We start from the raw sequence: 10,478 nt of genomic DNA on the forward strand, positions 1-10,478 counted from the left end.
AGCTACGGGGAGCCAGGAGGGCGACGAGGGAGTCGCGCTGGAGGCCGGAGTCCACCAGGAGGTGGGCGAGGCGGTTGGAGCGGGAGTTGAGGGCCGAGTAGGAGAGAGAAGAGGCGGAGTCGGAGACCGCGATGGCATCGGGAGTCCGGGCCGCCTGAGCCTCGAAGAGCTGGTGGAAGCAGACGTCGAGGGGGACATCGGCCTGGGTGCGGTTCCACTCGACGAGGAGCTGATTCTGCTCGGACGCGGGGAGCAGGGGGATGTCACCGATGCGCTGCTCCGGCTGGGCGACGACGGACTCCAGCACCGTGCGCAGGTGCTGCATCAGCCGCGTCACCGTGGCCTCGTCGAAGAGGTCGGTGCTGTACTCCAGGTGACCGACGAGCCCGCCCCGCTCCACCTCCACCAGCGACAGGGTGAGGTCGAACATCGCCTGTCCCGCGTGGCTCTCGATCGACTCCAGCGACAGGGCGCCGAGCTGCGGTCGCACCTGGGGCTTCTGGAGGATGAGCATCACCTGGAACAGCGGCGTGTAGCTGAGGCTGCGCCGGGGCTGGAGCTCCTCGACGAGCTTCTCGAAGGGCACGTCCTGACGGTCGAACGCGCCCACCGCGGCCTCGCGCACCCGGCCGAGCAGCTTGGGGAAGGTGGGGTTGCCGGACAGGTCCGTGCGCAGCACCAGCGTGTTGAGGAAGAAGCCGATGAGGCCCTCCAACCCAGCCTGGCTTCGGCCGGCGCTCGGCGAGCCCACGCAGATGTCGTCCTGGCCCGAGTAGCGGTGCAACAGCGTCTGGAAGGCGGCCAGCAGCACCATGTAGAGGGTGGCGCCCTCGCGCCGGCCGAGCGCCTTGAGCTCCTCGATCAACGCCGCGGGGAGCTGCACCGGCAGCTTCGTCCCCTTGAACGTCTGCACGGCGGGCCGAGGCCTGTCCGTGGGCAGCTCCAGTACATCCGGCGTGCCCGCCAGCCGCGTCTTCCAGTAGTCGAGTTGTTGCTGGAAGGCCGGGCTCTCGCGCCACTGCTGTTGCTGGCGAGCGAAGTCGGCGTACTGCATCGGCAACTCAGGCAGCGCCGCGCGAGTGCCGGTGCTGAAGGCCAGGTAGAAGGCTCCCACCTCCCGCACCAGCACCTCCATGGACCAGCCATCCGAGACGATGTGGTGCATCGTCAGTAGCAGGATGTGGTCCTCCGGCGCCAGCCGCAGCAGGGTGGTGCGCAGCAGGGGTCCGCGCGTCAGGTCGAACGGACGGCGCGCCTCCTCGGCGGCGATCCGGCGTGCCTCCTCCTCCCGCCGCTCCGCTGGAAGCCCCGTCAGGTCCTCCACGCCCAGCTTCAGCTCCAGCGACTCCACTGCCACCTGGAGGGACTGGCCGTCCTGCTCCAGGAAGCGCGTCCGCAGTGACTCGTGGCGCTCCACGAGCGCGTTGAAGCCCTGCTCCAGGGCCCGTACCTCGAGCGGCCCGCGCAGGCGGAACATCGCGGGGAGGTTGAACAGCGCCGTCCCGGGCTCCATCCGGTCGAGGAACCACAGCCGTTGCTGGGCGAAGGACAACGGCGACGGCTCGGAGGGCGGGCGCGTGGGCCGTTGGGCTGGGGCCGTCTGCGAGGCCTGCTGCCGCTCGGCCAGCTTGCGCAGGAACTGCTCCCGCTTCTCGGGAGGAAGGTTGGCGATTCGGTTCCGAATGTCGCTCATGGTGCTCGGTCGAATGAAGGAGGAAGACGGAGGCCGCGCCCGGGAGGCGGCGGCTCACTCCAGCTCGGCGAGGAGGGATTCCAGCTCCTCATCGCCCATGTTCTCCGCGCGGCTCTGGACAATGGCCTTGGCCATGCCGGCGATCGTGGGGGTCTCGAACAGGGTGCCCAGGCGCAGCTCCACCTGGAACATCTGCCGCACTCGCGCCACCACCTGCGCGCCTACCAGCGAGTGCCCACCCAGCTCGAAGAAGTCGTCGTGGATGCCGGGCCGCTCGATGCCGAGCAGCTCCTGCCAGAGGGCGGCCAGCTCGCGCTCGATGGAGTCGCGGGGCTCCACGTACTCGTTGCGAAGCGCGGGGCGTGCGGTGCCCTGGAGCGCTGGACGGGCCGCGGGCGTGCCGAACTGATCGCGCCGCGGCCACACCGTTTGGCGCGCGGAGAGCTCCGAGGTGGACACCACCCAGCGGCCCTCGGCGCGAGCGGCCAGCAGCCGGCGCAGGGCGTCCGAGCCCTCGGTGATCGTCATGTCCGAGCCCGTGGGCGCGTCATCGCCCTCGTGCCAGCCGTCCCAGTCGATGCTGAGCCACGGCGTGTCACCCGTCCGGGTCCGAGAAGCCGCCAGCGCATCCATGAAGGCGTTGGCCGCCGCGTAGGCGGTGAAGCCCGGGCCTCCCAGCACCGCGGACAGCGAGGACTGCAACACCACGAAGTCCAGCTTCCTGCCCGCCAGCGCGGCCTCGAGCCACCTCGTGCCGTGCACCTTGGCGGCGAGCTGCTCCTCGCACTGCTCGCGCTCCAGCGCCACCAGTGGCACATGCGTCTGCGCGCCGATGCTGCCCGCCGAGTGCACCACTCCGTGCAGGGCACCGAAGCGCTCCTGCGTCCGGGTCAGCACCAGCTCGAGCTCCGCCCGCCGCGACACATCCGCCCGCAGCACCAGCACCTCCGCCCCTCGCGCTTCCATCTCGCGCAGCCTGCGGATCTTCCGCGATACGGAGTCCTGCTCGCCGTGCGCCTTCAGCCACGCCTCCCACTCTTCCCGGGCGGGGAAGTGCGAGCGGCCCACCAGCACCAGCCGAGCCCGCACCGTCGCCGCGAGGTGCTCGGCCAGTCCCAGGCCGATCCGTCCCAGGCCTCCGGTGATGAGGTACACGCCGCGCTCGCGCAGCGGTGCCACGTCGGAACCCGGAGCGGGCAGCCGCGCCAGTTCATAGTGCTCGGCATAGCGGCGAGCGCCGCGCCAGGCCACCACGGGCTCTCCCGAGGACAGGAGTACCTCCGCCGTCAGGTGTGCCAGCAGCCGCTCCTGCTTCTCCGCCGCCTCGGGCAGCCGCACGTCGATGCAGCGCAAGCGCAAACCGGCGTGCTCCTGAGGCACAACCTTGCAGGGGCCCAGCAGGAGGGCTCGTGCTGGCACCAGGGGCTCATCGCCCGTCACCTCCAGAGCGCCGCCCACCACGAGCGCCACCTCCACCGGCGTCTCCGCGGCTCGTGGCTGGAGGGCCCGCGATAGAGCGAGCACGCTGTACAGCCCCCGGTTCATCTCGGTGGCGAGCGCCGCCTCATCCTCTCCTGCGCTCGCCGGTCCCAGGCTCCACGTGTGCACCACGCGGCGGGGCTTCCGGCCCGAGGCCTCCAACTCCTCCAGCAGCCTGCGGTAGTGGGCGGGCTCGTTGGGGACGAGGCCATAGGTCTGCTCGTCCGGCCGTGAGAACTTCTCCGAGGGCACCACCCGCACCACCTCGGCGCCCCGGGAGCGCAGGTGCTCCACGAGTCTCGCCCCGGGCCCGGCGGCATCGGTAAAGGCGAGCACGAGCTCACCCCGCTCGAACGCGGGCGCCACCGGCGGAGGCGTGGGCTTCCAGGCCGGTTGATAGAACCACTCCGAGACGTCCTCCTTCTTGCGCGCCACGGCCGCGGGCGAGCGAGAGTCCGCCGGAGGGGCCAGCCTGCCCGAGGCCTCCACCCAGTAGCGCTCGCGCTGGAAGGGGTAGGTGGGTAGTACCCGCCGGAGGTGCTTGCCGGGTCCCTGGAGCCGCTCGCCATCCAGCTCCACGCCGGCGAGCCACAGCCGCCCGGCCGCCTCCAGCAGCACGGGCATGTCCGGCCGCGTCTCCTGGGGGCGGCGCATCGAGGGCACCACGGTGCAACCGGCGGCGGAGGCGGACTGCCGGGCGAGCATCGTCAGCGCCTGTCCGGGGCCCACCTCGAGCAGCACCCGCTCCGGCTCCGCGAGCAGCGTGGCCACTCCCTCGGCGAAACGCACTGGCCGCCGCGCGTGCTCCGCCCACATGCGGGGATTCGTGGCCTCCGCGTCGGTGAGCCAGGTCCCGGTGAGGTTGGAGACACAGGGGATGCGCGGGGGCGACATGCGCACGCGGCGCAGGCGCTCCTCCAGGGGCCGCATCATCGGCTCCATCATCGCCGAGTGGCCGGCATAGGTGCTGTGCAGCGGGCGGCACTCCACGCCGCGCCGGCCCAGCTCCTCCTGGAAGGCGCGCAAGGCCTCGGTGGGGCCGGAGACCGTGCACAGCCTGGGCGCGTTGATGGCGGCGATGTCCAGGGGCCTTCCGGCCAGCAGCGGTTGGAGCTCGGCCTCGGAGAGCTGGACGGACAGCATGGAGCCCGCGGGAAGCTGCTGGATGAGCTTCGCGCGCAGCGCCACCAGCTCCACGGCGTCCTCCAGCGAGAAGATGCCCGCCAGGGCGGCCGCCGTGAACATGCCGACGCTGTGCCCGAGCAGCGCCTGGGGCTTCACGCCCATGTCCATCCACCAGCGAGCCAGGGCGTACTCGACGGTGAAGAGCGCCGAGTGGCCGAGCGGTACCTGCTCCAACCGCCGGGTGGCCTCCTCGCGCCCGGATGCGTCGGGGTAGAGCAGCCGGCGCAGGTCCACGCCCAGCAGGGGGGTGAACCGCTCGCAGCAGGCATCCACGTGCTTTCGGAAGAGGGGCTCGGACTCGTACAAACCGCGGCCCATGTCCACGTGCTGCGTGCCTTGGCCGGGGAAGAGGAAGGCCACGGTGCGGCGCTCGTCACTGCCCACCTCGGTGAGCAGCCGCCGGGCGTCCCGTGCCCCCAGGGCCTCGCGAGCGTCCCGCGTGTCCTGACACACCAGCATCCGCCGGTGCTCGAAGCGGCGCCGGCCCACCTGGAGCGTGTGGGCCACGTCCGCCAGCTCCTCCTCCGGGTGCTGCTCGAGGTGGGTGGCCAACCGTTGCGTCGCCTCCTCCAGCGCGGCGCCGTTCCGGGCGGACAGCACCAGGAGCTGCCACGGGCGCGACGTGGAGGTGCGCGACGCACGAGCGGGCGCCTCCTCCAGCACGACGTGCGCGTTGGTGCCTCCCAGGCCGAACGAGCTCACTCCCGCGCGCCGAGGCCCACGCGCCGGCCACTCCCGCAGGGTGGTGTTGACGGCGAAGGGGCCCTCCTCGAAGGGGATGCGCGGATTGGGGCGCTGGAAGTTCAGGCTGGGCGGGAGCTGCCGGTGCTCCAGCGCCAGTGCCGCCTTGATGAGGCCCGCCACGCCGGCCGCCGCGTCCAGGTGCCCCAGGTTGCTCTTCACCGAGCCCAGGGCGATGGAGCCTCGTGGCTGCTCGCGGAACACCTGGTTGAGCGCGGCCACCTCGATGGGGTCTCCCAGCGGCGTGGCCGTTCCATGGGCCTCCACGTACTGGATGGAGTCGGGCTCCAGGCCCGCCACCGCGAGCGCCTCGGAGATGACGTTGGCCTGTCCGTCCACGCCGGGCGCGGTGAAGCCCACCTTGAGGGAGCCGTCGTTGTTGACGGCCGAGCCGCGGATGACGGCGTGGATGGTGTCTCCCTGCTCCAGCGCATCCGCCAGACGCTTGAGCACCACCACCGCCACGCCCGAGCCCGCCACCGTGCCCGCGCCCTGCTCGTCGAAGGGCCGGCAGTGCCCGTCGGGAGAGAGGATGCCCCCCTCCTGGTACAGGTAGCCGGCCCCCTGGGGCAGCATCAGCGACACGCCGCCCGCCAGCGCGATGTCCGACTCGGCGGACAGCAGGCTCTGGCAGGCCAGGTGCACGGCCACCAGCGACGTGGAGCACGCCGTCTGCACGGTGAGGCTCGGCCCGCGCAGATCCAACCGGTGGGACACGCGTGTGGCGAGGAAGTCCTTCTCGTTGGCCACCATCAACGAGAAGAGTCCCTGCGAGCCCACCAGCTCCTGCTTCGGCAACAGGTGGGAGATGAGATAGGTGCTGCGCCCCTCGCCCGCGAAGACGGAGATGGAGCCCGGCCAGCGCGAGCTGTCATGACCGGCGCGCTCCAGCGCCTCCCATGCGCACTCGAGGAAGAGCCGGTGCTGCGGGTCCAGCATCTCCGCCTCCCTCGGGCTGTATCCGAAGAAGGCCGCGTCGAAGGAGGCCACGTCGCCGAGGGTGAATCCCGCACGGACGTAGCCCGGCTTCTCGCGCATCGAGCTCGGCACTCCGGCCGCTTCCAGCTCCTGGTCGGAGATCGCGGTGCGCGCCTCCACGCCGTCGCGCAGGTTCTTCCAGAAGGACTCGGCGTCCCTGGCTCCGGGGAAGCGCAGCGCCATGCCGATGATGGCGACTCCCTCTGTCTGCAGCTCGCTCTCCTGGCTCATGATTCGCCCCCCTTCTTCCGGCGGCCCGCCAGTCGCGCCTGCCGCTGCTGTTCCAGGCGTTCCCTCCGGTCACCGCCACGCTCCTGGCTGGCCTCCAGCTTCGGGCCCGCGTCGCGCCGCGACAGGTGCTCGGCCAGCCCGCCGATTGTCGGGTTCTGGAAGAGCTCGGGCAGGGACACCCGCTGGCCCAACGCGGCCTCCACCCGCGCCTGCACGCGGATGATGCTCATCGAGTTGCCGCCCACGTCGAAGAAGCGCTCGGTGCGCCCCACGCGTTGCAGGCCCAGCACCTCGCACCAGATGGTGGCCAGGGTATGCTCCAGCTCGCCGCGCGGCTCCACGTAGGGCTGGCCGCTGCCCACATGCTCCTCTCCGGGAGCGGGCAACGCGCGCCGGTCCACCTTGCCGTGCGCGGACAGGGGCAGCGCCGCGAGGGGGACGAAGGCGGTGGGCACCATGTGTTCGGGCAGCCGCTCGCGCAGGAAGGTGCGCAGGGCTCCCGAGTCGGGCTCGCCCTCGCGCATTACCACGTAGCCGACGAGCCGCTGTGCTCCCGGAGTGTCCTCGCGGACGAGGGCGAGGGCATCTTGCACCGAGGGATGTTCGCGAAGCACGGAGGCGATCTCCCCGGGCTCGATGCGGAAGCCGCGCAGCTTCACCTGCTCGTCGAGGCGGCCGAGGAACTCCAGCGAGCCGGAGGACAGCCAGCGGACGCGATCGCCGGTGCGGTAGAGGCGGGCGCCGGGCTCAGAGGAGAAGGGGTCGGGGACGAAGCGCTCGGCGGTGAGGTCGGGACGACCGAGGTATCCACGAGCGACGCCCGGGCCACCGACGTACAGCTCACCAGGGAGCCCCACGGGTAGGGGCTGCGTGCGCGCATCGAGGACGTAGACGCGAGCGTTGGGGAAGGGCTTGCCGATGGTGGGCTGGAGGGGGTCGACGCTGGACTCGATGGAGGCGCAGACGGTGACCTCGGTGGGGCCGTAGGCGTTGAGGAAGCGGCGGCCGGAGGACCAGCGGGCGGCGGTTTCGGGGGGGCAGGCCTCGCCGGCGGAGATGATCGTCTCCAGACCCTCGAGCCCCTCGGGGTCGAGCTGCGCGAGCACGGAGGGCGTGAGGGTGACCGCGGAGATGAAGCGCTCGCGGAGCAGGGCGTGCAGGGGAGCGCCGGGCATGAGCTGCTCACGGGATGCCAGGTGGAGGCAGGAGCCGGCGAGCAGGGAGGCGAAGACCTCGCAGACGGAGGCGTCGAAGCCGATGGAGGCGAACTGGAGGACGCGGGTGTCGGGGCGGAAGGCGTGCTCACGGACGGCGGCGAGGGCGGTGTTGCACAGGCCGCGGTGGGTGAGCAGGGTGCCCTTGGGCCGGCCCGTGGAGCCGGACGTGTAGATGATGTACGCGAGGTTGTCCGGGGTCGCGCTGGACGCGGGGAGCGGGCGGGACTCGCGGGCGATCTCACTCCACTCCGAATCGAGGCACACCACCCGCGCGGAACTCGAGGGCAGCGTGGCCCGGAGCGCCTCGTGGGTGAGGAGCACGGAGGCGGCGGAGTCCTTCAACATGAAGGCGAGGCGATCCGCGGGGTAGGTCGGATCCAGGGGGACCCAGGCGCCGCCGGCCTTGAGGACGCCGAGCATGCCCACGACGAAATCGAACGAGCGTTCGACGCACAGGCCGACGCGAATTTCGGGACCGACACCGAGGGAGCGCAGGTGCCAGGCGAGCTGATTGGCGCGAGCGTCCAGCTCCCGGAAGGAGAGGGTGGCGTCGCCGGTGGACACGGCGGGCGCGTCCGGCGAGTCGGCCACCTGGGACTCGAAGAGCTGGTGGGCGAGGACGCCACGCGGGAAGTCCACGTGACTGTCGTTCCACTCCACCAGCACCCGGTGCCGCTCCTCCTGGGTGACCAGCGGCAGCGAGGCGATCGGCTGATCCGGCCGGGAGATGGCGCCCTCGAGCAGCGTGGCCAGGTGCTCGGCCATGCGAGCCATGGTGGCCTCGTCATAGAGGTCGGTGTTGTACTCGAAGGAGGCCTTGAGGCCCTCGGCGGTGTCGGTGAGGGAGAGGGTGAGGTCGAACTTGGAGCCCTGCCCATCCACGGGCAGCGGACGCAGGGAGAGTCCGGACAGGGCGCGGTCGACGGGCAGGTCCTGCTGGTAGGCCACCATCACCTGGAAGAGGGGCGGGCGGCTCAGGTCGCGCTGGGGCTGGAGCACCTCGACGAGCTTCTCGAAGGGCACGTCCTGGTGGGCGAGCGCGCCGAGGGTGGACTCGCGCGCCTGGGCGAGCAGCTCGCGGAAGGTGGTGCGAGGGCCGAAGCGGGCGCGGAGCACCAGCGTGTTGACGAAGAAGCCGATGAGGCCCTCCATCCCGGCGTGGGTGCGGCCGGAGACGGGCGAGCCCACGGTGAAGTCGTCCTGGCCCGAGTAGCGGTGCAGCAGGGCCTGGGTGGCCGCGAGCACCGTTACGAAGGGGGTGACACCCTCGCGGCGGTGGAAGGAGCGGAGAGACTCGGAGAGGGCGCGGGGCAGCACTCGGGTGAGGAGCGCGCCGTTGAAGGTCTGCAGCGCGGGGCGGGGCCTGTCCGTGGGCAGGTCCAGCGCGTGGGGAGCGCCCTCGAGCTGCTGGCGCCACCAGCCGAGCTGTGCCTCGAGTGCCTCGCCCTGGAGCCAGGAGCGCTGCCAGACGGCGAAGTCCGCGTACTGCACGGGCAGGGGCGGCAGCGGCGAGGGTGCGTTGCGGAGGAAGGCGTCGTAGAGAGCGGTCAGCTCGCGCAGCAACACCTCGATGGAGCCGCCATCCGAGATGATGTGATGCATCACGACGACGAGCACGTGGTCGTTGTCGGCGAGCTGCAACAGGGTGACGCGCAGCAGGGGCCCGTGGGCGAGCTCGAAGGGCCGCTGGGCCTCTGCCTGCGCGAGCCGGTGCGCTTCACGTTCGCGCTCCTCGGCAGGCAGGGCTCGCAGGTCCACCGGGGAGAAGGGCAGCGTGACGTCCGGGTGGATGTGCTGCACGGGCCCCTGGGGGCTGTCCCGGAACGTCGTCCGGAAGGACTCGTGGCGGCGGAGGAGCTCGTCGAAGGAGCGGCGAAGGGCGTCGACGTCGAGGGCCCCCTGGAGACGGAGGGCGGAGGGGATGTTGTAGAAGGAGCTGTGAGGCTGCCACTGGTCGAGGAACCAGAGGCGCTGCTGAGCGAAGGAGAGAGGCAGGGCGCTGTCGCGAGGAGCAGGCCGCAGGGGCGGAGCGGAGGAGGAGCCCTGGGACTGAGTCTTCAGAGCGTCCAGACGCTCTGCGAGGCGGGCAGCGGTGGTGGCCTCGAAGAGAGAGCGAAGGGGCAACTCGAGGCCGAGCACCTCACGCACCTGGGCCACCAGACGGGTGGCGAGCAGGGAGTGGCCACCGAGGGCGAAGAAGTCGTCGTGGATGCCGATGCGCTCGAGGCGGAGCAGGCGGGCGAAGAGGCCGCACAGGAGCTCCTCAGTACGGGTGCGAGGAGGAGCGTAGGAGCGGGAGTCGTCAGAGCCGGAGGGAGCAGGCAGAGCCTTCCTGTCCACCTTGCCATTGGGAGTGAGGGGCAGGGCCTCCAGGACGAGGAAGGCCGAGGGCACCATGTACTCGGGCAGGTGCTGGGAGAGGTGGGAGCGGAGAGCGTCCACTTCCAGCGAGTGACCCGGGCGAGCGGAGAGGTAGGCGACGAGACGCTGGTTGCCCGGGGAGTCCTCGCGGACAACAACCACCACCTCACGCACGGAGGGGAGGCGGGAGAGGGTGGCTTCAATCTCACCCAACTCAATGCGGAAGCCGCGCACCTTCACCTGGAAGTCGATGCGGCCCAGGAAGTCGAGGGTGCCGTCGGGCAGCCAGCGGACGCGGTCACCGGTGCGGTAGAGGCGGGCGCCGGGCTGAGAGGAGAAGGGGTCGGGGAGGAAGGACTCAGCGGTGCGGCGAGGGTCGAGGAGGTAGCCACGGCCGACGCCGGAGCCACCGACGTAGAGCTCACCCGGGACGCCAATGGGGCAGGGGCGAGCGTGGGAGTCCAGCACGTAGAGGCGGGTGTTGCAGATGGGCTTGCCGAGGGGAACGACGGAGGAAGCGGGAGGAGAGGTGAGAGGCCCGTGGGTGACGTCGTCGGAGCACTCGGTGGGGCCGTAGGCGTTGACGAGGGGAA

3 protein-coding genes are annotated in these 10,478 nt (G+C 71.2%); all 3 read right to left on the minus strand.

From position 1 onward, the window contains the following. Nucleotides 1-1,693, minus strand: a 1,693-nt coding sequence (locus tag DAT35_RS57610; protein ID WP_146210343.1) for a condensation domain-containing protein, incomplete at its 3' end; no start/stop codon positions are given. Between the two features lie 54 nt (nt 1,694-1,747). Beyond that, complete coding sequence (locus tag DAT35_RS57615; protein WP_108077959.1) at nt 1,748-6,307, minus strand: type I polyketide synthase; 4,560 nt, start codon at nt 6,305-6,307, stop codon at nt 1,748-1,750. Further along, nucleotides 6,304-10,478, minus strand: a 4,175-nt coding sequence (locus DAT35_RS57620; protein ID WP_146210344.1) for a non-ribosomal peptide synthetase, incomplete at its 5' end; no start/stop codon positions are given. The genes DAT35_RS57620 and DAT35_RS57615, both read right to left, overlap by 4 nt.

Origin of the sequence: Vitiosangium sp. GDMCC 1.1324 (genome assembly GCF_003044305.1) — a bacterium.
Classification (GTDB): Bacteria; Myxococcota; Myxococcia; order Myxococcales; family Myxococcaceae; genus Archangium.